This window comes from Pseudomonas sp. PHC1, assembly GCF_046487845.1.
In the GTDB taxonomy this organism is placed as follows: domain Bacteria; phylum Pseudomonadota; class Gammaproteobacteria; order Pseudomonadales; family Pseudomonadaceae; genus Aquipseudomonas; species Aquipseudomonas sputi.
In genome coordinates, this window is record NZ_JBJXHJ010000003.1 from 110,149 (window position 1) to 132,093 (window position 21,945).

Below are 21,945 nucleotides of genomic sequence, written 5' to 3' on the forward strand. Positions count from 1 at the left end.
CCACGCAAAGAAGGAATTGGGCGACAGGGTTCCGGGTAACACACAGAACGACCCGCGCCAGCAGTAAAAAGCGGAAAAAATCGCTGGGCATTATAAGCACTTTTCCGCAGGGGGCGTCATTTGCGCTTCTGTCAAGACGGGGCGAGGGAACGCAATGCGCATTACAGAGTCCGTAACTCACGGAAAGTCATAGGGAATTGGTAGTGCTAGGACTCTTCAATAAAAAGGCCAATACGTTACTGGGGATCGACATCAGCTCCACGTCGGTGAAGCTGCTGGAGCTGAGCCGTCAGGGAGAGCGCTACCGGGTCGAGGCGTATGCGGTGGAGCCGTTGCCGGCGAGTGCCGTGGTCGAAAAGAACATCGCCGAACTCGAGGGCGTCGGTCAGGCCCTGTCCCGGGTGCTGGTCAAGGCGCGCACCGGGCTGAAAACCGTGGCGGTGGCGGTGGCCGGCTCGGCGGTGATCACCAAGGTCATCGAGATGGACGCCGGGCTGTCCGACGATGAACTGGAAAACCAGCTCAGGATCGAGGCCGATCAATACATCCCCTATCCGCTGGACGAGGTCGCCATCGACTTCGAAGTCCAGGGCGTTTCGCCGCGCAACCCTGAGCGGGTCAACGTGCTGCTGGCCGCCTGTCGCAAGGAAAACGTCGAGGTCCGCGAGGCGGCGCTTGCCCTCGCCGGGTTGACGGCGCGGGTGGTGGATGTCGAAGCCTATGCGCTGGAGCGTTCGTTCGGCCTGCTGGCCAGGCAACTGGCCGCGTCCCAGGATCGGTTGACGGTGGCGGTGGTCGACATCGGCGCCACCATGACCACCCTTAGCGTCCTGCACAACGGCCGGATCATCTACACCCGCGAACAGCTGTTCGGCGGTCGACAACTGACCGAGGAAATCCAGCGTCGCTATGGCCTGACCCTTGAGCAGGCGGGACTTGCCAAGAAGCAGGGCGGCCTGCCGGACGACTACGTCAGCGAGGTGCTGCAGCCGTTTCGCGAGGCGCTGGTGCAGCAGGTATCGCGTTCCCTGCAGTTCTTTTTCGCCTCCGGCCAGTACAACGCCGTCGACCATATTCTGCTGGCGGGCGGCACAGCGTCGGTGCCCGGGCTCGACCGGCTGATCGAAGAACGTTTGAACACCCCGACCCAGGTCGCCAACCCGTTTTCCGACATGGCCTTGAGCAGCAAGGTCAACGCCGGGGCCCTGGCGAGTGATGCACCAGCCCTGATGATTGCCTGCGGGCTCGCGCTCAGGAGTTTCGACTGATGGCGCGGATCAACCTTTTACCCTGGCGCGAGGAGCGTCGCGAAGAGCGGCGCAAACGCTTCCTGCTGGCCTTGATCGGTGTGGTGGTCGGTTCGGTGGGGGCAGTGCTCATCGCTGATCAGATCATCAGCGGCGCCATCGCCCGGCAGGTTGCACGCAATGACTACATCGGCAAGCAGATCGCCGTGGTCGACGAACGGATCAAGCAGATCAGCGACCTCAAGGCTCACCGCCAGCAACTGGTGGAGCGCATGCGCATCATCCAGGACTTGCAGGGCAACCGGCAGATCAGCGGACGGATCTTCGATCAGTTGGCGCGCACCTTGCCCGACGGGGTGTATTTCACCGACGTGAAAAGGGTCGGCGAGACCCTCTCGATCAGCGGTGCGGCGGAGTCGAACAATCGGGTGTCCGACCTGATGCGCAACCTCGACGCCTCCGACTGGTTCGATGCGCCCAACCTCAATGAAGTGAAGGCCACCACCGCCGGACAGGTGGATCAGGCCAACGTTTTTCAGCTGACCGTTCGCCAGACTCGACCCCGGCTCGAGGAGGACGACCAATGAAGCCGTCCGAATGGCTGGAAAGCCTGCGCAATGTCGATTTCAACGACCTGGACACCAGCAATATCGGCTCCTGGCCCCCGGCGGTCAAAAGCCTGGCCGGCGGGCTGTTGATGGTGCTGGTTCTGGCGCTTGGCTATAACTTTTTCATCAGTGACATGCAGAATCAGCTCGAACTCAAGCGTGAGGAAGAGATCACCCTCAAGGAGCAGTTCGCGAGCAAGGCGCGTATGGCGGCCAATCTGGAGCTGTACACCCAGCAGATGAAAGAGATGGAAAACTCGTTCGGTGTGCTGTTGCGGCAACTGCCCAGTGACACCGAAGTGCCGGGTTTGCTGGAAGACATCACCCGTACCGGGCTGGGCAGCGGTCTTGAGTTCGAAGAGATCAAACTGCTGCAGGAGGTTACCCGGCAGTTCTACATCGAGCTGCCCATCCAGATTACCGTGACCGGTGCCTATCATGACCTTGCGACCTTCGTCAGTGGCGTGGCCGGGCTGCCCCGCATCGTCACCCTGCACGATTTCGAGCTGGCGCCGGCCAGTCCTGAAGGCGGGCCGAAGTTGCGCATGAGCATTCTCGCCAAGACCTACCGCTATAACGACAAGGGGCAGCAGAAATGACCCCGATCCGTTTTATCGCCTTGTCGGCACTGTTATCGGTGCTCGGTGGCTGTGGCGGCGATGACTTCAGCGACCTCGACGCCTACATGAATGAAGTGCGCCTGCGCCCGCCGGGCAAGATCGAGCCGACCCCGACATTCCGCGCCTTCCCGACGTTCACCTACAGCGCCGCCAACCTGCGCAGTCCGTTTTCGCGTCAACTGCGGGTCGATCTCGCCGGGCAGAAACAGGGTTCGCGTGACGTGAAGCCCGATCCCCACCGGGTCAAGCAATACCTCGAAGGTTTCAACATCGAGCAATTCGAAATGGTCGGCACGATTGCCAACGCCTCAGGTTCTTTCGCGCTGCTGCGGGGTGCGGGCGGTGTCCATCGGCTCAAGGTCGGCGACTACCTGGGCCGCAACGACGGGCGCATCGTCGCCATCAGCGCTTCACAGGTCGACGTGGTGGAAATCGTTCCGGATGGCCAGGGCGCCTGGCTTGAGCGGCCACGCACCATTCCTTTGAAAGAGCATTCATAAGTGGAAGTCGAACAATGAACAGGATTTTCTCCACCCTCGGTTTTTCGCTATGGATAGCGCTGCTTTCGCCGATGGTACAGGCAGCCAATCTCAAGGCGCTGGACGTCGCGGCGTTGCCGGGCGACCGGGTCGAGCTGAAGCTGTCGTTCGACGGCCCGCCTCCGCAGCCCAAGGGCTACACCACCGATTCGCCGGCACGGATCGCCCTTGATCTGCCGGGTGTCGCCAGTCAGCTGGCAAGCAAGACCCGTGACCTGGGCAGTGGCAATGCCCGCACGGCCACGGTGGTCGAAGCCAATAATCGTACGCGCCTGATCATCAACCTGACGCAACTGGCCCCTTACGACACCCGGGTCGAAGGCAATACGGTGTTCATTGTGGTCGGGCAAGGCAGCAAGACCGCTGCCCCGCGTACGGCGGCTCGTGCGCCGCGCGCAGCACCGGCGGCAGCGCCGGTCCGCACGTTTGCGTCGACCGCCAGGGCCATTCGCGGCGTGGATTTCCAGCGTGGCACGGCGGGCGAGGGCAATGTGGTCATCGATTTGTCCGATCCGGCCATCGCACCGGACATCCAGGAACACGACGGCAAGATCATCCTCAACTTTGCGCGTACCCAATTGCCCGAACCGCTGCGGGTGCGCCTCGACGTCAAGGATTTCGCCACCCCGGTGCAATTCGTCAATGCCGGTGTCAGCGGTGATCGGGCGACGATCACTGTCGAACCCAGCGGTACTTTCGACTATTCCACTTACCAGACCGACAACAAGCTGACCGTCAGCATCCGGCCGCTGACCGTCGATGACCTGCAAAAGCGCAACGCCGACCGCAACAGCTATAGCGGCGAAAAGCTCTCTCTCAATTTCCAGGACATTGATGTGCGTTCGGTGCTGCAACTGATCGCCGACTTCACCAACCTCAATCTGGTAGCCAGCGATACGGTGCAAGGCGGGATCACCTTGCGCCTGCAGAACGTGCCGTGGGATCAGGCGCTGGATCTGGTGCTCAAGACCAAAGGCCTGGACAAGCGCAAGGTCGGCAACGTGTTGTTGGTGGCGCCGGCGGACGAAATCGCCGCCCGTGAGCGGCAGGAACTGGAATCGCAGAAACAGATCGCCGAATTGGCCCCGCTGCGCCGCGAGCTGCTGCAAGTGAATTACGCCAAGGCCGCCGACATCGCCAAGCTGTTCCAGTCGGTCACCAGCGCAGAAGCCAAGGTCGACGAACGGGGTTCGATCACCGTCGATGAGCGAACCAACAACATCATTGCCTACCAGACCCAGGATCGCCTCGACGAGCTGCGGCGAATCGTGGCGCAACTGGATATCCCGGTGCGCCAGGTGATGATCGAGGCGCGGATCGTCGAGGCCAACGTCGACTACGACAAGAGCCTGGGCGTGCGCTGGGGCGGTTCGATCCAGAACAAGGGCAACTGGAACACCTCCGGGGTCAGCAACGGTTCGTCGACCACCATCGGCACGCCGGGCAGCACCAGCACCAACTCGCCGTTCGTCGACATGGGCACGGTCAACAACACCTCCGGAATCGGCATCGCGTTCATCACCGACAATGTCTTGCTCGACCTTGAACTGACGGCGATGGAGAAGACCGGCAACGGCGAAATCGTCTCGCAGCCCAAGGTGGTCACCTCTGACAAGGAAACCGCGAAGATCCTCAAGGGCACCGAGATTCCGTACCAGGAAGCCAGCTCCAGCGGCGCTACGTCGGTGTCCTTCAAGGAGGCGTCGCTGTCGCTGGAAGTGACGCCGCAGATCACCCCGGACAACCGCATCATCATGGAGGTGAAGGTCACCAAGGACGAACCGGACTACCTGAACAAAGTGCAGGATGTACCGCCGATCAAGAAAAACGAGGTCAATGCCAAGGTACTGGTGAACGACGGCGAGACCATCGTGATCGGGGGCGTTTTCTCAAATACTCAAAGCAAGGTTGTAGATAAGGTGCCATTTCTTGGCGATGTGCCGTATCTTGGCCGCCTTTTCCGGCGTGATGTGGTTTCGGAGAAAAAATCCGAGCTGCTGGTATTTCTCACTCCGCGTATCATGAATAACCAGGCGATTGCTGTGAGTCGTTGATTCTGTGCGAAATTTGATTCTTGTAGGACCGATGGGGGCTGGAAAAAGCACCATCGGCCGATTACTGGCCAAAGAGCTGCGCCTGCCGTTCAAGGATTCCGACAAGGAAATTGAACTGCGTACGGGCGCCAATATTCCGTGGATCTTCGACAAGGAAGGCGAGCCCGGCTTTCGTGACCGAGAGCAGGCGATGATCGCCGAGCTGTGCGCGTTCGACGGTGTGGTGCTGGCGACCGGCGGCGGCGCGGTGATGCGCGATGCCAATCGCAAGGCCCTGCACGAGGGCGGGCGGGTGGTGTATCTGCATGCCTCCGTCGAGCAACAGGTCGGCCGCACCTCCCGCGATCGCAACCGGCCGTTGCTGCGCACCGCCAATCCCGAGAAAACCCTGCGTGATCTGCTGGCGATCCGTGATCCGCTCTATCGGGAAATTGCCGATCTGGTGGTGGAAACCGACGAGCGGCCGCCCCGCATGGTCGTGCTCGATATTCTCGACCGCCTGGCACAGCTTCCGCCCCGTTAAAGCATCGCTCGAAATGCGCTATCCTCGGCGTCCTGTCACAACCCGCCGAGGTTGTGGCGGATGGCGTGCGAGCGGCGTCATACCCGCTACAGGCGGCAGACAACCAATCATTCAGGGCAGGACGCCTGCTTCCATCTTCACTGTGGGGACACATGCAGACACTCAAGGTCGACCTCGGCGAGCGCAGCTACCCGATTCACATTGGCGAAGGATTACTGGATCAGCCTGAGCTGCTGGCTCCGCACATCCACGGGCGGCAAGTGGCAATCGTCTCCAACGAGACCGTTGCGCCGCTCTATCTCGAGCGTCTGACCCGCAGCCTGGCGCAGTTCTCGGTGGTTTCCGTGGTGCTTCCCGACGGTGAAGCTTTCAAGAACTGGGAAACCCTGCAACTGATCTTCGACGGACTGCTGACCGCCCGTCATGACCGTCGTACCACGGTGATCGCCCTCGGTGGCGGTGTGATCGGCGACATGGCCGGTTTCGCGGCCGCCTGCTACCAGCGCGGCGTCGATTTCATCCAGATTCCGACCACACTCCTGTCCCAGGTCGATTCGTCGGTGGGTGGCAAGACCGGGATCAACCATCCGCTGGGCAAGAACATGGTTGGCGCGTTCTATCAGCCGAACGTGGTGCTGATCGATACCGCGTCCCTGAAAACCCTGCCAGCGCGTGAGCTCTCGGCCGGCCTGGCGGAAGTCATCAAGTACGGTCTGATCTGCGACGAACCGTTCCTGACCTGGCTCGAAGACAACGTCGACGCCCTGCGTGCGCTGGATCAATCGGCCCTGACCTATGCCATCGAACGCTCCTGCGCCGCCAAGGCAGCGGTGGTCGGCGCCGATGAGAAAGAAACCGGCGTACGAGCCACCCTCAACCTCGGCCACACCTTTGGCCACGCCATCGAAACCCACATGGGCTATGGTGTCTGGTTGCATGGTGAAGCGGTCGCCGCTGGCACCGTGATGGCGCTGGAAATGTCTGCGCGCCTGGGCTGGATCAGCGAGCAGGAGCGCGATCGCGGCATCCGTTTGTTCCAGCGTGCCGGTCTGCCGGTGATCCCGCCGGAAGAGATGACCGAAGCCGATTTTCTTGAACACATGGCAATTGACAAAAAAGTGATCGACGGTCGCTTGCGTCTGGTGCTGCTGCGCCGGATGGGCGAAGCGGTGGTGACCGACGATTATCCGAAAGAGGTTCTACAGGCCACGCTGGGAGCGGATTACCGCGCTCTGGCTCAGCTTAAAGGTTAATAAGATTCCGATGACTAGTTTGCATGCCGACGAGGCGTTCCTCGGCCATTTCCAGTTAAGTCACGACCCTTTCGCGCCGCGGGTGCCGGGCTTCAAATTCTTCCCGGCCCAGCGCAAGCCGGTGCTGGGGCAACTGCATCATCTGGCGCGTTACAGCCAGTTGCTGCTGGTGGTCACCGGCCCCCAGGGCAGCGGCAAGACCCTGCTGCGTCAGGCGCTGGTTGCCAGCACCAACAAGCAATCGGTGCAGAGCGTCGTCGTTTCCGCTCGTGGTGCCGGCGATGCCGCCGGTGTGCTGCGTCAGGTGGCCCAGGCGCTGGACGTGGCGCAGGCCGAGGTCGGGGCGATCCTCGATCAGGTCGTTCAATTGGCGCTGACGGGGCAGGAAGTCTATCTGCTGGTGGATGATGCCGAGCAGCTCGACGAGTCCGCCCTTGAAGCCCTGATGGCGCTGGGCGCCGGCGCACCGGAAGGCCGCCCGCATGTGTTCCTGTTCGGCGAGTCGTCGCTGATCGCGCAGCTCGAGGCTTTGCACCTTGAGGAAGAGCGCTTTCACGTCATTGAACTGCAGCCGTACACCGAAGAAGAAACCCGCGAGTATCTCGACCAGCGGCTCGAAGGCGCCGGCCGGGGTGTCGAACTTTTCACCGCGGATCAGATCTCTGATATTCACGAAAGCTCAGAGGGTTGGCCGGGCAACATCAACCAGGTCGCTCGCGATGCTCTGATCGAAGTCATGATTGCCAGCCGCTCTGCGGTCAAGCGTCCAAGTATGGGGTTCAACATGCCGAAGAAACACGTATTGGCGATATCCGCCGTGGTCGTGGTCGCGGTCGCGGCGGCCTGGCTGATGCCGGGTCGCAACAAGGCACCGACCACCGGTGCGCCGGCCAACGAGCAGGCGCAACTGCCATTGGGCCAGGACACGCCGCAGGCGGGTGGCGCGCCGTCCGTCGAATTCAACGGCAATACTCAGCCGATGCCGCTGCCGCTGGTCGGCAACTCGCAGCCGGTGATGCGCGGTCCGCTGGCTGAAGCGGCGGGTGGTATCACCGAGGGCGACGACGGCGTGCCGGTCGAAGGTTCCAGCAATACGCCGCCGACCGTGACCACCACCGCCCCTCCCGCGGGCGTTCAGGCCGGTCCTGCACCGACCCCGGTTCCTGTCCCGGCGGCCAAACCGACCCCCGCACCAACCCAGGTTGCTACCGCCAAGCCGGCACCTGCTCCGGCCGCTCCAGTGGCCAAACCGGCTCCGGCGCCTGCCAAGCCTGTTGCCACCACCAAACCTGCCGAGAAGCCGGTCACCGTCGCCAAGGCTGCCGGTGGCAGCTGGTACGCCGGTCAGCCGACCAGCAACTACGTGGTGCAGATCCTCGGCACCAGCTCCGAAGCGACTGCGCAAAACTTCGTCAAGGAGCAGGGCGGCGAGTACCGTTATTTCAAGAAAGTCCTCAACGGCAAGCCTCTCTACGTGATCACCTACGGCAACTTCGCCAATCGTGATGCAGCCGTTTCTGCCATCAAGGCCTTGCCAGCGAAGGTTCAGGCTGGTAAACCTTGGCCTCGCACTGTCGCCAGCGTCCAACAGGAACTGGCAACAACTCGCTGAAGATTCGGCGGCCTTACCCAGGCCGCCTCTCCAAGCACCTCAAAATTTCTACAAGTGCGCGCTTCCTTTCAGGTCGCGTGCCTTGTGGTGTCTGCGTCACAGTAGTCTTTGAGTCGTTGCGGTCAAAATTAAAAAAGTTTTGACTAGCACAGCAGATCGCTTTAAACCTTTCACAAATGCGACATGAATTTGCGACATTTCGTCGTCAAATTTGTGAGCCTCTGTGTCGCTGTGTACAATGACCACCCTTTTGCCCCCGCAAAGCCGGCGTACGTTCGGCGCGAGATGCAAGTGGTTGAATTGAAAAGAAATTTGCCTCGTAAAGAGGCAGCCTGGTGAGAAAGTGTCTATGAAAGCAGGTCTGTACCAACCAGATGAATTCAAGGATAACTGCGGTTTCGGCCTGATAGCCCATATGCAGGGCGAACCCAGTCATACCCTTTTGCAAACGGCCATTGAGGCCCTGACCTGCATGACCCACCGCGGTGGGATTAATGCCGACGGCAAGACCGGTGACGGTTGCGGTCTGCTGATTCAAAAACCCGACGCCTTCCTGCGTGCCATTGCCCGGGAAGCCTTCAGCGTCGAGCTGCCCAAGCAATATGCCGTGGGCATGGTCTTCTTCAACCAGGATCCGGCCAAGGCCGAAGCCGCTCGCGAGAACATGAACCGCGAGATCCTGGCCGAAGGCCTGCAACTGATTGGTTGGCGCAAAGTGCCGATCGACACCAGCGTCCTCGGCCGCCTGGCCCTTGAGCGCCTGCCGCAGATCGAGCAGGTGTACATCGGTGGCGAAGGCCTGAGCGATCAGGACATGGCGGTCAAGCTGTTCAGCGCCCGTCGTCGTTCGTCGGTGGCCAACGCCGCCGATACCGACCACTACATCTGCAGCTTTTCCCACAAGACCATCATCTATAAAGGCCTGATGATGCCGGCCGACCTGGCCGCGTTCTATCCGGACCTGGGTGACCAGCGCCTGCAAACCGCGATCTGCGTGTTCCACCAGCGCTTCTCCACCAACACCCTGCCGAAATGGCCGCTGGCCCAGCCATTCCGCTTCCTCGCCCACAACGGCGAGATCAACACCATCACCGGCAACCGCAACTGGGCCCAGGCCCGTCGCACCAAGTTCACCAACGATCTGATGGATCTGGAAGAACTCGGCCCGCTGGTCAACCGTGTCGGATCCGACTCCTCGAGCATGGACAACATGCTCGAGCTGATGGTCACCGGTGGCATCGACCTGTTCCGTGGCGTGCGGATGATCATTCCGCCAGCGTGGCAGAACGTCGAAACCATGGACCCGGATCTGCGTGCGTTCTACGAGTACAACTCGATGCACATGGAACCGTGGGATGGCCCGGCCGGCGTGGTCATGACCGACGGTCGCTACGCGGTGTGCCTGCTCGACCGTAACGGTCTGCGCCCGGCGCGCTGGGTCACCACCAAGAACGGCTTCATCACCCTGGCTTCGGAAATCGGCGTCTGGAACTACCAGCCTGAAGACGTGCTTGCCAAAGGCCGTGTCGGCCCGGGCCAGATCTTCGCCGTGGACACCGAAACCGGGCAGATCCTCGACACCGACGCGATCGACAACCGTCTGAAATCCCGTCATCCGTACAAGCAATGGCTGCGCAAGAATGCCCTGCGCATCCAGGCCACCATGGAAGACAACGATCACGGTTCGGCTTTCTACGACGTCGATCAGCTCAAGCAATACATGAAGATGTATCAGGTCACGTTCGAAGAGCGCGATCAGGTACTGCGTCCGCTCGGCGAGCAGGGCTACGAAGCCGTTGGCTCGATGGGCGACGACACGCCGATGGCCGTGCTGTCCCAGCGCGTGCGCACGCCGTACGACTATTTCCGCCAGCAGTTCGCGCAGGTGACCAACCCGCCGATCGACCCGCTGCGTGAAGCGATCGTGATGTCGCTGGAAATCTGCCTCGGTGCCGAGCGCAACATCTTCCAGGAATCGCCGGAACACGCTTCGCGCGTGATCCTCAGCTCGCCGGTCATTTCCCCGGCCAAGTGGCGTTCGCTGATGAACCTCGACCGCCCGGGTTTCGAGCGGCAGATCATCGACCTCAACTACGACGAAAGCGTCGGCCTCGAAGCGGCGATCCGCAACGTCGCCGATCAGGCTGAAGAAGCCGTGCGTGCCGGTCGTACCCAGATCGTTCTGAGCGACCGCCATATCGCTCCGGGCAAACTGCCGATCCACGCCTCGCTGGCCACCGGCGCGGTGCACCACCGCCTGACCGAAAAAGGCCTGCGCTGCGACTCCAACATCCTGGTGGAAACCGCCACCGCACGCGATCCGCACCACTTCGCGGTGCTGATCGGTTTCGGCGCCTCGGCGGTCTATCCGTTCCTGGCCTACGAAGTGCTGGGCGACCTGATCCGGACCGGTGAAGTGCTGGGCGACCTCTACGAGGTGTTCAAGAACTACCGCAAAGGCATCACCAAAGGTCTGTTGAAGATCCTGTCGAAGATGGGCATCTCGACCATCGCTTCGTACCGCGGTGCGCAGCTGTTCGAAGCCATCGGCCTGTCCGAAGAAGTCTGCGAGCTGAGCTTCCGTGGCGTACCGAGCCGTATCAAGGGCGCGCGCTTCGTCGACATCGAAGCCGAACAGAAAGCCTTGGCCACCGAAGCCTGGAGTCCGCGCAAGCCGATCCAGCAGGGCGGTCTGCTGAAGTTCGTTCACGGTGGCGAATACCACGCGTACAACCCGGATGTGGTCAACACCCTGCAAGCCGCCGTGCAGCAGGGCGACTACGCCAAGTTCAAGGAATACACCTCGCTGGTGGACAACCGTCCGGTGTCGATGATCCGTGACCTGTTCAAGGTCAAGACCCTCGACACGCCGCTGGACATCAGTGAAGTCGAGCCGCTGGAATCGGTGCTCAAGCGCTTCGACTCCGCTGGCATCTCGCTGGGCGCCCTGTCGCCGGAAGCTCACGAAGCCCTGGCCGAAGCCATGAACCGCCTCGGTGCGCGTTCCAACTCCGGCGAAGGCGGCGAAGACCCGGCGCGCTACGGCACCATCAAGAGCTCGAAAATCAAACAGGTCGCAACCGGCCGTTTCGGGGTGACCCCGGAATACCTGGTCAACGCCGAAGTGCTGCAGATCAAGGTCGCCCAGGGCGCCAAGCCGGGCGAGGGCGGGCAACTGCCGGGCGGTAAAGTGAACGGGCTGATCGCCAAACTGCGTTACGCAGTGCCGGGCGTGACCCTGATTTCGCCACCGCCGCACCATGACATCTATTCGATCGAGGACTTGTCGCAGCTGATCTTCGACCTGAAACAGGTCAACCCGAAGGCGCTGGTCTCGGTAAAACTGGTGGCTGAAGCGGGCGTCGGCACCATCGCCGCCGGTGTGGCCAAGGCCTACGCGGACTTGATCACCATCTCCGGTTACGACGGTGGCACCGGTGCTTCGCCGCTGACCTCGATCAAATACGCTGGCGCTCCGTGGGAACTCGGCCTGGCCGAAACCCACCAGACCCTGCGCGGCAACGACCTGCGCGGCAAGGTTCGGGTACAGACCGATGGCGGCCTGAAAACCGGCCTCGACGTGATCAAGGCAGCCATCCTCGGCGCCGAAAGCTTCGGCTTCGGCACCGCGCCGATGATCGCGCTGGGCTGCAAATACCTGCGTATCTGCCACCTGAACAACTGCGCCACCGGCGTCGCGACCCAGAACGAGAAGCTGCGCAAGGATCACTACATCGGCACCGTCGACATGGTGGTGAATTTCTTCACCTACGTCGCCGAAGAGACCCGTGAATGGCTGGCCAAGCTGGGCGTGCGTTCCCTCGAAGAGCTGATCGGCCGCACCGATCTGCTGGAAGTCCTCGAAGGCCAGACCGCCAAGCAGCATCACCTGGATCTGACCCCGCTGCTGGGCAGCGATCACATCCCGGCGGACAAGCCTCAGTTCTGCGGCGTCGAGCGCAACCCGCCATTCGACCAGGGCCTGCTGGCCGAGAAAATGGTCGAGATGGCGACGTCGGCGATCAACGACCTCAGCGGCGCCGAGTTCGAGCTGGATATCTGCAACTGCGACCGTTCGATCGGTGCGCGGATCTCCGGGGAAATCGCGCGCAAGCACGGCAACCAGGGCATGGCGAAGGCGCCGATCACCTTCCGCTTCAAGGGCACGGCGGGTCAGAGCTTCGGCGTGTGGAACGCCGGCGGTCTGAACATGTACCTGGAAGGCGACGCCAACGACTACGTCGGCAAAGGCATGACCGGTGGCAAGCTGACCATCGTGCCGCCGAAGGGCAGCGTTTATAAGACTCAGGAAAGCGCCATCATCGGCAACACCTGCCTGTACGGCGCCACGGGCGGCAAGCTGTTCGCCGCCGGCACCGCCGGCGAGCGTTTCGCCGTGCGCAACTCCGGTGCCCACACGGTCGTGGAAGGCACTGGCGATCACTGCTGTGAGTACATGACCGGTGGTTTTGTCTGCGTTCTGGGCAAGACCGGTTACAACTTCGGCTCTGGCATGACCGGCGGTTTCGCCTACGTGCTCGATCAGGACAACACTTTCGTTGACCGGGTCAACCACGAACTGGTGGAAATCCAGCGGATCAGCGGCGAGGCGATGGAAGCCTATCGCAGCCACCTGCAGAACGTGCTGAACGAGTACGTCGCGGAAACCGACAGCGAGTGGGGTCGTGAACTCGCCGAGAACCTCGATGACTACTTGCGCCGCTTCTGGCTGGTCAAGCCGAAGGCTGCCAACCTGAAGTCGTTGCTTTCCAGCACCCGTGCCAACCCGCAGTGATATGCGCCTGAAGAGTTTGATGAGGTTTTAACAATGGCTGAACGTCTGAATAACGACTTCCAGTTCATCGATGTCGGGCGCAAGGATCCGAAGAAGAAACTGTTGCGTCAACGCAAGAAAGAGTTCGTGGAAATCTACGAACCGTTCAAACCCCAGCAGTCGGCCGACCAGGCCCACCGCTGCCTGGGTTGCGGCAACCCGTATTGTGAATGGAAGTGCCCGGTGCACAACTTCATTCCGAACTGGCTGAAGCTGGTGGCCGAGGGCAACATCCTCCAGGCCGCCGAGCTGTCGCACCAGACCAACACCCTGCCGGAAGTCTGCGGCCGGGTGTGCCCGCAGGATCGTCTGTGCGAGGGTGCCTGCACCCTTAACGACGGCTTCGGCGCGGTGACCATCGGTTCGGTCGAGAAGTACATCACCGACACCGCGTTCGCCATGGGCTGGCGCCCGGACATGTCCAAGGTCAAACCGACCGGCAAACGTGTCGCGATCATCGGCGCAGGCCCGGCGGGCCTTGGTTGTGCCGACGTGCTGGTGCGCGGCGGCGTGACCCCGGTGGTGTTCGACAAGAACCCGGAAATCGGCGGTCTGCTGACCTTCGGCATCCCCGAGTTCAAGCTCGAGAAGACCGTGCTGAGCAATCGCCGCGAAGTCTTCACCGGCATGGGCATCGAGTTCCGCCTCAACACCGAGGTCGGCAAGGACGTGACCATGGAGCAACTGCTCGCCGAATACGATGCCGTGTTCATGGGCATGGGCACCTACACCTACATGAAGGGCGGTTTTGCCGGTGAGGACCTGCCAGGCGTCTATGACGCGCTGGATTTCCTGATCGCCAACGTCAACCGCAACCTGGGCTTTGAAAAGTCGCCGGAAGATTTCGTCGACATGAAAGGCAAGAAGGTCGTGGTGCTGGGCGGTGGCGACACGGCGATGGACTGCAACCGCACGTCGATCCGCCAGGGCGCCAAGTCGGTGACCTGCGCCTATCGTCGTGACGAAGCGAACATGCCGGGCTCGCGCAAAGAGGTGAAGAACGCCAAGGAAGAAGGCGTGAAGTTCCTCTACAACCGCCAGCCGATCGCCATCGTTGGCGAGGACAAGGTCGAAGGTGTGAAAGTGGTCGAGACCCGTCTCGGCGAGCCGGACGCCCGTGGCCGTCGCAGCCCCGAGCCGATCCCGGGCTCCGAAGAGATCATCCCGGCCGACGCCGTGGTCATCGCTTTCGGTTTCCGCCCGAGCCCGGCGCCGTGGTTCGAGCAGTTCGAAATCCAGACCGACAGCCAGGGCCGCGTCGTTGCGCCCGAGCAGGGTCAGTACAAGCACCAGACCAGCAACCCGAAAATCTTCGCCGGTGGTGACATGGTGCGCGGTTCCGACCTCGTGGTGACGGCGATCTTCGAAGGCCGCAATGCGGCGGAAGGGATCCTGGATTACCTGGGCGTCTAAACCTTCCTCTGATCGTTCCCACGTCGAGGCGTCGAACCGTCTGCGTGGGAACGATTTTCTGTGAGAAAACCGCGACAAATTGACCCGATAGACAAAAGGCTGACCTGCATTCGTGCCTTTTGCGTCGCGCTCTGAGAAAATGCCCGCACTTTTTTTCCGGATGCCGACATGACTGCCCTGAAGAACGACCGTTTCCTCCGCGCCCTGCTCAAGCAACCCGTAGACGTCACCCCTGTGTGGATGATGCGCCAGGCCGGCCGCTACCTGCCGGAATACCGCGCCAGCCGCGCCCAGGCCGGTGATTTCATGAGCCTGTGCATGAATCCGGAATTCGCCTGCGAAGTCACGCTGCAACCGCTCGACCGCTATCCGCAACTGGACGCGGCGATCCTGTTCTCCGACATCCTCACCATTCCCGATGCCATGGGCCAGGGCCTGTACTTCGAGACGGGTGAAGGTCCGCGCTTCAAAAAAGTCGTCAGCACCCTGGCCGACATCGAAGCCCTGCCGATCCCGGATCCGCACAAAGACCTCGGTTACGTAATGGACGCGGTCAGCACCATTCGCCGCGAACTGAACGGCCGTGTACCGTTGATCGGTTTCTCCGGCAGTCCGTGGACCCTCGCCACCTACATGGTCGAAGGCGGCTCGTCGAAAGACTTCCGCAAGACCAAGGCGATGCTCTACGACAACCCGCAAGCCATGCACCTGCTGCTGGACAAGCTGGCACAGTCGGTGACTTCGTACCTCAACGGCCAGATCCAGGCCGGCGCCCAAGCGGTGCAGATCTTCGATACCTGGGGCGGCAACCTGTCGGCGGCGGCGTATCAGGAATTCTCCCTGGCCTACATGAAGAAAATCGTCAGCGGTCTGATCCGTGAGCACGACGGTCGCAAAGTGCCGGTGATCCTGTTCACCAAAAACGGCGGCCTGTGGCTGGAAAGCATCGCCGACGCCGGCGCTGACGCACTGGGCCTGGACTGGACCTGCGACATCGGCAACGCCCGCGCCCGCGTTGGCGACAAGGTCGCGCTGCAAGGCAACATGGACCCGACCGTGCTCTACGCCAAGCCGGAAGCGATCCGCACCGAAGTCGGGCGCATCCTCGCCAGCTACGGCAAGGGCAGCGGCCACGTGTTTAACCTTGGCCACGGCATCACGCCTGAAGTCGACCCGGAACACGCCGGCGCGTTCCTGCGTGCGGTGCACGAGTTGTCGGCGCAGTATCACGAGTGATCGGCGCTCAGCTCTAAGGGTAGAAAACAAAAACGCCCGGCTTATGCCGGGCGTTTTTGTTTGCGATGTGTTTAACGACCGAGGAGTTGTTCGGCGTAGCGGGCGATGATGTGGTCGAAAGGCTTTTGATTGGGGATAGCGGTAGTTCTGATCGCCGTCACTAACCGCTCAAGCTCTTCTTCGCTGACTTGCATGACGAACTCATCATCGAAGAAGCGGCGGATTGTGTCCTGACGTCGATTTTTGAGGTAGGCGATGTCTAGCGCCAATACCTCGATCATCTTTGTGGCGGGAAGGTCGTCAGAATCTTTTGGCTGGATTTCGCCGGTTCGCAGATATCGGAAGCGCTTTTCACAGTTCTCGTCGGTGGGAGAAATGTGTTGGTTTTCGTCGAACCAGTTGCCCTTCTTATGGCCGCAGTGCAACGGGTTGCCGGGCTTGGTTTCTCGCAGGCAGGAGGCATGAAGGTTGTGAAACTCCAACGCCAGCTCTTCGAAATGCTCTTGTGGTCTGAAGTGTTCGATATGGCTGGTCGAAGCATCTATTTCCCGGCCGCAATAACAGCAGAAGAAGCCTTGCTCCCGCAGAAGGGCGTTGTGCAGATCTCGTTTCTCTGGGTTTTGCAGAGTGGGGTAGGTCGGACTCCACTCCTCGTTCGCCGAGTTTTTCCAATCTGTAAATGAAGCGGGTTCAGTTCCTTTGAGCACTCGCTTCATTTGCCGAGAATCTCCTTGCGCCTGATCAGAGCCTCTGCGCCTGCAAATTCTGGAAGGTCAGGAGCTTTTTTCTTCAACGCAGCAAGCTGCGATTTTGCTTTTTTTAGATCGTTATCTTCCAATGTTGAAAAGAGCTCAGAGAGGAGGTTTTCAATCTCTGGCTCACGCTGCTTAACACCCATGACCTCTTCGAGCACACTGCTCGAATCCAGGCCGTAAGTTACTTGTGGGTGAGATGGGTCACCATTGTTTAGTACTACGACCTCTTCGGGTCTGAGGCTGCCAATGATCTGTGGGGAGTGGCTGGCTGCAATGAACTGGACCTTGGGAAACGCCTGTTTTAATGCCGGTGCAATACTCCGCTGCCAAGCTGGATGAAGGTGGATGTCCAACTCATCAATGATCACTACTCCTGAAGTCCTAGTCAGAACGTTCATGCCCATGTGTGGGTTGAGAATGCACATGCGTCGAGCGATATCGGCGAACAGCGCGATCATGCCTCTTTGTCCGTCGCTAAGTTCGTTGAAAGGCACAGTTACGCCGCCGTGAAAATCGATCAGCAGACTTTGTAGTCTCAAGTCGTAACGCAAATCTCTGACATCCGGCAACGCGATTTGAATAGCGGCATTTACCCACGCTAATTCATCGTCGAATTCTGAACTGGCAGATCCCGAGTCCAGCATGTCTTGTATTCGATCCAGCGTTCGTCCGATCAGCCAGGTCTCAAAGTCTTTCAGATCGGTGACCGCATCCAGCCAGTTTGAATAGCCGTCATAACGAGATATTTTTTGTTGCGCTGCCGACTCCGCAGAAACACCCGCGGCCTTCCAGCGGCGGTTGGATCGATAAAAAGCAAGCACCGGTAAATCAATCTGTTCTCGTCGATTGATTTTGTTGGTCAGTTCAAAAAGTTCATCAGCAACACCCGTGTCTGTGAGGTGAGGCGATTCTATTGCTTGTCTGATGATCTTCCACTCAGAGGCGCCCAGCAGTTTTCCTTTGGCTTCTATCAGATGCGGAAACTTTCTCTCAAAGCGACTGCGGCCTTCAAACTTATCAATGAAAAAACGAACGTTTTCGTCATTTAACTTGAGGCTGTCTGATGCCATCACAGCGCCAAATTCATGGAAGGATGCCGCCGCCGCCTGCAACAAAGAAGTCTTCCCGCTCCCATTAACCCCCACCACCAGATTGAATCCTGGTTGAAAGTCGAATGTGGCATCTTCGTAGCAACGAAAATTTTTAATGTGGAGACGGTCCAGGCGCATTCTGGCTTCCTTTACCAAAGCAGATGAATGCCGTCAGTGTACCTTGGCCCGTGATTACCGCTAGGGCGCAGTTGTGGCTAAACCTTTTCGCCACCACCCAGCGGCGGCAACTTCGCCAGCTTCAACGCCACCAACAGCGCCACCAGCAACAACGCGCCGATGAACAGGCCGATCCCGTTCCACCCCGCCAGGTGCCAGAACACCCCGCCCGCCGTTCCGGCGATGCTCGAGCCGGCGTAATAACTGAACAGGTACAACGACGACGCCTGGCCCTTGGCCTTGAGCGCCCGACGGCCGATCCAGCTGCTGGCCACCGAGTGAGCGCCGAAGAAGCCGAAGGTGAAGATCAGCATGCCGATGATCACCAGCGGCAGCGGTGTGAACATCGTCAGGGCGAGGCCGGCGAACATCAGGGCGATGGTCGCCCACAGCACTTTGCGGCGGCCCAGTTTGTCGGCCAGCGAACCGATTTTCGCCGAGCTGTAGATGCCCGACAGGTAGACCACCGACAACAGCCCCACGAACACTTGATCCATGTGGTACGGCGCGGCCAACAGGCGATAACCGATGTAGTTGAACAGGGTGACGAATGCGCCCATCAGCACGAACGCTTCGAGGAACAGCAGCGGCAGGCCGGCATCGCGAAAGTGCATGGTGAAGCCGTCGAGCAGGCTGCGCGGATGCAACGAGCGGGAGCGGAAGTTGCGCGACTCGGGCAGGATTTTCCAGAACACCGCCGCTGCGATCAGCGCCAGGCCGCCGATCACCATCATCGCCGTGTGCCAACTGACGAAGTCGATCAGCACGCCAGTGATCAACCGTCCGCTCATCCCGCCAATCGCGTTGCCACCGATATACAAACCCATCGCCAGACCAATGTGCTGTGGATGGATTTCCTCGCTCAGGTAAGTCATCGCCACCGCCGCCAGACCACTCAATGACAGCCCGATCAGCGCACGCATGATCAGCACACCGTGCCAGCTCGGCATCATCGAACTGGCGATGGTGCACAGCGCCGCGGCAAACAGCGCGGCGACCATCACCGGTTTGCGCCCGACCCGATCGGAAATCGGACCGGTGATCAGCAGGCCGAAAGCCAGCATGCCGGTGGCCACCGAGAGGATCAGGCTGCTCTGCGCCGCGTTGATCGAATATTCGTGGGACAGCAGCGGCATCATCGGCTGCACACAGTAGAGCAGGGCGAAGGTCGCAAAGCCGCCGCTGAACAGCGCGAGTACCGTGCGCATGAACGCGGGTGTGCCTTTCTCGATGTAGATCTCTTGCAGTTCGGTCAGCACATTGTCCGCCGCAGCGGGCGGGACTTCATGGGCCAGTGGAGCGACGGCGGTTTTCACATCAGACCTCGGAGGGCGCGGGCAGGCAGGCAATGAAAAAATCATATAGCTGGCTAATGTTTCTATCCAATATATTGTTCGACCTGTTTGATAGCTTTCACGACCTAATGGGGTATCCATGGAATTGCGTCATCTGCGCTACTTCATCGCCGTCGCCGAAGAACTGCACTTCGGCCGCGCCGCACAGGTGCTGGGCATCTCCCAGCCACCGCTGAGCCAGCAGATCCAGGCGCTAGAACAGGAAGTCGGCGCGCGACTCTTCGAGCGTACCAATCGTCGGGTCGAGCTCAGCGAGGCCGGGCGACTGTTTCTGGAGGAAGCGCGGCTGGTGCTCGCGCAAGTCGATAAAGCGGCCGACGTGGCCCGCCGCGCGCAACTCGGCGAGCTGGGTGAATTGAAGATCGGCTTCACCTCCTCGGCGCCGTTCAACTCGACCATTCCCCAGGCGATTTTTTCCTTCCGCCAGCGCTTCCCGGCGGTGCACCTGAATCTGCGCGAGATGAGCAGCACCATGGTCGCCGACGCGTTGGTGGACCAATCGATCGAAGTCGGCATCATGCGTCCGCTGGGTTTGCCGGATTCACTGAGCGTGGTCGAGCTCACGCGCGAGCCGCTGGTGGCCGTGCTCAGCTCCAAGCATCCGTTGGCGCAGGGCACTGAAGAGGGGCTGTTCCTCTCTGCACTGGCCCTCGAACCGTTCGTGTTCTTCCCGCGCAGTTACGGCAGTGGTCTGTATTCACAGTTGATCAGCCTGGCCCGTGATGCCGGGTTCAGTCCGCACTTCGCCCAGGAGGCCGGCGAAGCCATGACCATCATCGGTCTGGTGGCAGCCGGTCTGGGCGTGTCGGTGATGCCGGCGTCGTATCAGCGGATGCGCATCGACGGTGTGGTCTATCGGCCGCTGCTCGATCCCGAGGCCGTGACGGCGGTGTGGCTGGTGCAGCGCAAGGATCAGAAATCGCCGATGGCCAAGGCGTTTGTCGAACTGCTCACGCGCAAGGTCGAAGCCGGTTGATCAGGGCAGCCGAACCAGATCCCCCTTCAACGCCACCCGCGTCACAAACACCCCGGCCCGACACTCGTAAGTGTTCAGATCCTTGCGCACATGCTGGTCGTAATAGCTGACGATATTGGTCACCGCATTCGCCCCGACACGCTTGGCCTCGGCCTGCAGCGCAATCAGATTCGACTGCAACACCCACTCGCAGGAGTCGTGATCGCTCTTGTTGAAACCGTTGGTCTTCAAATCGCTGACCACTCCGCGCTGCAACAACCGCTGAGTGCCCTGAGGTCCGTTGCCGATCAGATAAAACTTCACACTGCCATCCAGCCGCCCGGCGCGCATCGCATCCGACACGACTGTTTCGAACGGCATGTACATCAGATTGGTGGCGTGGCTGGCACTGGGGAGCAGGCTGAAAAGGGCGGCAGCGATCAGGGCTTTCGCATGCATGGTCATCTCCTTGACGTAACGCGCAGCAAATCATGGGTATGACGAGTGTAGACGCCGTGTATCGGACAGAGAGAAGTCCATGTAGAGTGCGTGTAGCTCAAAGGCTACACTTGCGACCATGACTGAGATACTTCGAAGCTCCACATTCTCGAGCTGGCTTGTGAAGCTGGCTGATAGTCGCGCCAGGATGCGTATTCAGGTGCGAATTGATCGTATGGCTGAGGGAAACTTCGGTGATGTCAAAGCCATTGGCGAAGGGATCAGCGAAGCCCGAATTGACTATGGCCCGGGATATCGGGTCTATTTCATGCAGCAAGGTCGTCAGCTGGTCATCCTCCTTTGTGGTGGAGACAAGAGCAGTCAATCTCGAGACATCAAGCAAGCCAGGCTCATCGCGGAATCCTGGCAGGAGCAAAACCCATGACCGAACAATTCACTCGTTGGGACTCAGCCGAGTACCTCAAGACAGAAGAGGACATGGCCAACTATCTGGATGCCTGCATGGAAGAGGCGGGGGATGACCCGGCTTTTATTGCCAAGGCACTTGGCACTATCGCTCGGGCGCGTGGCATGACCCAGGTCGCGCGGGATGCGGGGCTATCAAGGGAAAGTCTTTATCGCGCACTGTCAGGCGAGGTAAATCCCGAGTTTGGAACGATCCTCAAAGTCATGAAAGCGCTGGGGCTGAAGTTGCATGCCAGCACATGATCTGAATTGAAAAGGGCGCCGAAAGGCGCCCTTCGTCGTTCCGGCCGTTACTTAACCGTCGCCAGATCGCCCTTCAACGCTACGCCGGCCATGATGGCGCCCGCGTGGCATTCGTAGGTTTTCGCATCCTTGCGCTCGTTGCTCTTGTAGAAGCTGACGATGTTGGTCACGGCGTTGGCGCCGGCGTTTTTCGCGGCCTGGTGCAGGCTGATGATGGCCGATTGCACGACCCACTCGCAGGCTTCCTGGTCGGTCTTGTTGAAGGCGTTGGTCTTTTTGTTGGTCACGGCGCCGGGGCTGACGACGGTGACTTTGCCGGCCGGGGCGTTGCCCGCCAGATAGAACTTCACGCTGCCATCGATCTTGCCGGTGCGGGTTGCTTCGGCGACGGCCTTGTCGAACGGCAGGTACACCGCCGTGTCACGGGCCTGGCTGACGGCCGGCAGGGCGCAGATGAGCAGGGTGGCAGCGAGTTTCTTGAAGTGCATGGAGGTCTCCTTGACCTG

General features: G+C 60.5%; 19 protein-coding genes. 14 read left to right on the forward strand and 5 right to left on the reverse strand.

The annotated features are described in order from the left end of the window. Positions 1-203 precede the first annotated feature (203 nt). From ACKJSM_RS05565 to hemE, 11 genes are all read left to right on the forward strand, one after another. Positions 204-1,268 (forward strand): pilus assembly protein PilM, encoded by a 1,065-nt coding sequence (locus ACKJSM_RS05565; RefSeq protein WP_339489391.1) that lies wholly within the window; start codon positions 204-206, stop codon positions 1,266-1,268. Continuing rightward, positions 1,268-1,834, forward strand: a complete 567-nt coding sequence (locus ACKJSM_RS05570; protein ID WP_410236870.1) for a PilN domain-containing protein — start codon at positions 1,268-1,270, stop codon at positions 1,832-1,834. Before ACKJSM_RS05565 ends, ACKJSM_RS05570 begins: the two co-directional genes overlap by 1 nt. Then, entirely contained in the window at positions 1,831-2,454 is a 624-nt protein-coding gene (pilO, locus tag ACKJSM_RS05575) for a type 4a pilus biogenesis protein PilO (protein ID WP_410236871.1), read from the forward strand. Before ACKJSM_RS05570 ends, pilO begins: the two co-directional genes overlap by 4 nt. Continuing rightward, positions 2,451-2,975, forward strand: a complete 525-nt coding sequence (locus tag ACKJSM_RS05580; RefSeq protein ID WP_236181108.1) for a pilus assembly protein PilP — start codon at positions 2,451-2,453, stop codon at positions 2,973-2,975. Before pilO ends, ACKJSM_RS05580 begins: the two co-directional genes overlap by 4 nt. Before the next feature lie 14 nt (positions 2,976-2,989). Next, entirely contained in the window at positions 2,990-5,068 is a 2,079-nt protein-coding gene (gene pilQ, locus ACKJSM_RS05585; protein WP_410236872.1) for a type IV pilus secretin PilQ, read from the forward strand. A 4-nt stretch (positions 5,069-5,072) separates the two neighbouring features. Next, the gene (gene aroK / locus ACKJSM_RS05590) at positions 5,073-5,591 is read left to right on the forward strand and encodes a shikimate kinase AroK (protein ID WP_011332081.1); all 519 of its coding nucleotides are present in this window, start codon (positions 5,073-5,075) and stop codon (positions 5,589-5,591) included. 152 nt (positions 5,592-5,743) lie between these two features. Continuing rightward, positions 5,744-6,844 carry a 3-dehydroquinate synthase gene (gene aroB / locus ACKJSM_RS05595; RefSeq protein WP_236181110.1) on the forward strand — a complete coding sequence of 367 codons (1,101 nt, stop codon included), beginning with the start codon at positions 5,744-5,746 and terminating at the stop codon, positions 6,842-6,844. Between the two features lie 10 nt (positions 6,845-6,854). Continuing rightward, the gene (locus tag ACKJSM_RS05600; protein WP_410236873.1) at positions 6,855-8,456 is read left to right on the forward strand and encodes an AAA family ATPase; all 1,602 of its coding nucleotides are present in this window, start codon (positions 6,855-6,857) and stop codon (positions 8,454-8,456) included. Between the two features lie 349 nt (positions 8,457-8,805). Next, a complete protein-coding gene (gene gltB / locus ACKJSM_RS05605) occupies positions 8,806-13,251 on the forward strand; it encodes a glutamate synthase large subunit (protein WP_410236875.1) in 4,446 nt (1,481 codons plus the stop codon). Positions 13,252-13,284: 33 nt separating this feature from the next. Next, entirely contained in the window at positions 13,285-14,703 is a 1,419-nt protein-coding gene (locus ACKJSM_RS05610) for an FAD-dependent oxidoreductase (RefSeq protein WP_007909438.1), read from the forward strand. A 168-nt stretch (positions 14,704-14,871) separates the two neighbouring features. After that, entirely contained in the window at positions 14,872-15,939 is a 1,068-nt protein-coding gene (gene hemE / locus ACKJSM_RS05615; protein WP_007952372.1) for a uroporphyrinogen decarboxylase, read from the forward strand. Between the two features lie 71 nt (positions 15,940-16,010). On the opposite strand, the gene ACKJSM_RS05620 is transcribed toward hemE, so the two are convergent. The 3 genes from ACKJSM_RS05620 to ACKJSM_RS05630 form a co-directional block, all read right to left on the reverse strand. Then, entirely contained in the window at positions 16,011-16,655 is a 645-nt protein-coding gene (locus ACKJSM_RS05620) for a retron system putative HNH endonuclease (RefSeq protein ID WP_236181113.1), read from the reverse strand. Then, a complete protein-coding gene (locus ACKJSM_RS05625) occupies positions 16,652-17,923 on the reverse strand; it encodes an AAA family ATPase (RefSeq protein WP_236181114.1) in 1,272 nt (423 codons plus the stop codon). The genes ACKJSM_RS05620 and ACKJSM_RS05625 overlap by 4 nt, the downstream gene beginning before the upstream one ends. 77 nt (positions 17,924-18,000) lie before the next feature. Then, positions 18,001-19,278, reverse strand: coding sequence for an MFS transporter (locus ACKJSM_RS05630; RefSeq protein ID WP_410236877.1), 1,278 nt, complete (start codon positions 19,276-19,278; stop codon positions 18,001-18,003). 118 nt (positions 19,279-19,396) lie between these two features. On the opposite strand from ACKJSM_RS05630, the gene ACKJSM_RS05635 reads away from it, so the two are divergent. Next, positions 19,397-20,293 (forward strand): LysR family transcriptional regulator, encoded by an 897-nt coding sequence (locus ACKJSM_RS05635; protein ID WP_236181116.1) that lies wholly within the window; start codon positions 19,397-19,399, stop codon positions 20,291-20,293. Here ACKJSM_RS05635 and ACKJSM_RS05640 read toward each other — a convergent pair whose 3' ends face one another. Next, the gene (locus ACKJSM_RS05640; RefSeq protein WP_410236878.1) at positions 20,294-20,731 is read right to left on the reverse strand and encodes an excinuclease; all 438 of its coding nucleotides are present in this window, start codon (positions 20,729-20,731) and stop codon (positions 20,294-20,296) included. A 118-nt stretch (positions 20,732-20,849) separates the two neighbouring features. On the opposite strand from ACKJSM_RS05640, the gene ACKJSM_RS05645 reads away from it, so the two are divergent. Together ACKJSM_RS05645 and ACKJSM_RS05650 are read left to right on the forward strand one after the other, a co-directional pair. Then, a complete protein-coding gene (locus tag ACKJSM_RS05645) occupies positions 20,850-21,155 on the forward strand; it encodes a type II toxin-antitoxin system RelE/ParE family toxin (protein WP_039766452.1) in 306 nt (101 codons plus the stop codon). Further along, the gene (locus tag ACKJSM_RS05650) at positions 21,152-21,439 is read left to right on the forward strand and encodes an addiction module antidote protein (RefSeq protein ID WP_011332089.1); all 288 of its coding nucleotides are present in this window, start codon (positions 21,152-21,154) and stop codon (positions 21,437-21,439) included. Before ACKJSM_RS05645 ends, ACKJSM_RS05650 begins: the two co-directional genes overlap by 4 nt. 47 nt (positions 21,440-21,486) lie before the next feature. Here the strand turns inward: ACKJSM_RS05650 and ACKJSM_RS05655 are convergent, their stop codons facing one another. Beyond that, a complete protein-coding gene (locus ACKJSM_RS05655) occupies positions 21,487-21,927 on the reverse strand; it encodes a hypothetical protein (RefSeq protein WP_064592917.1) in 441 nt (146 codons plus the stop codon). Positions 21,928-21,945 lie beyond the last annotated feature (18 nt).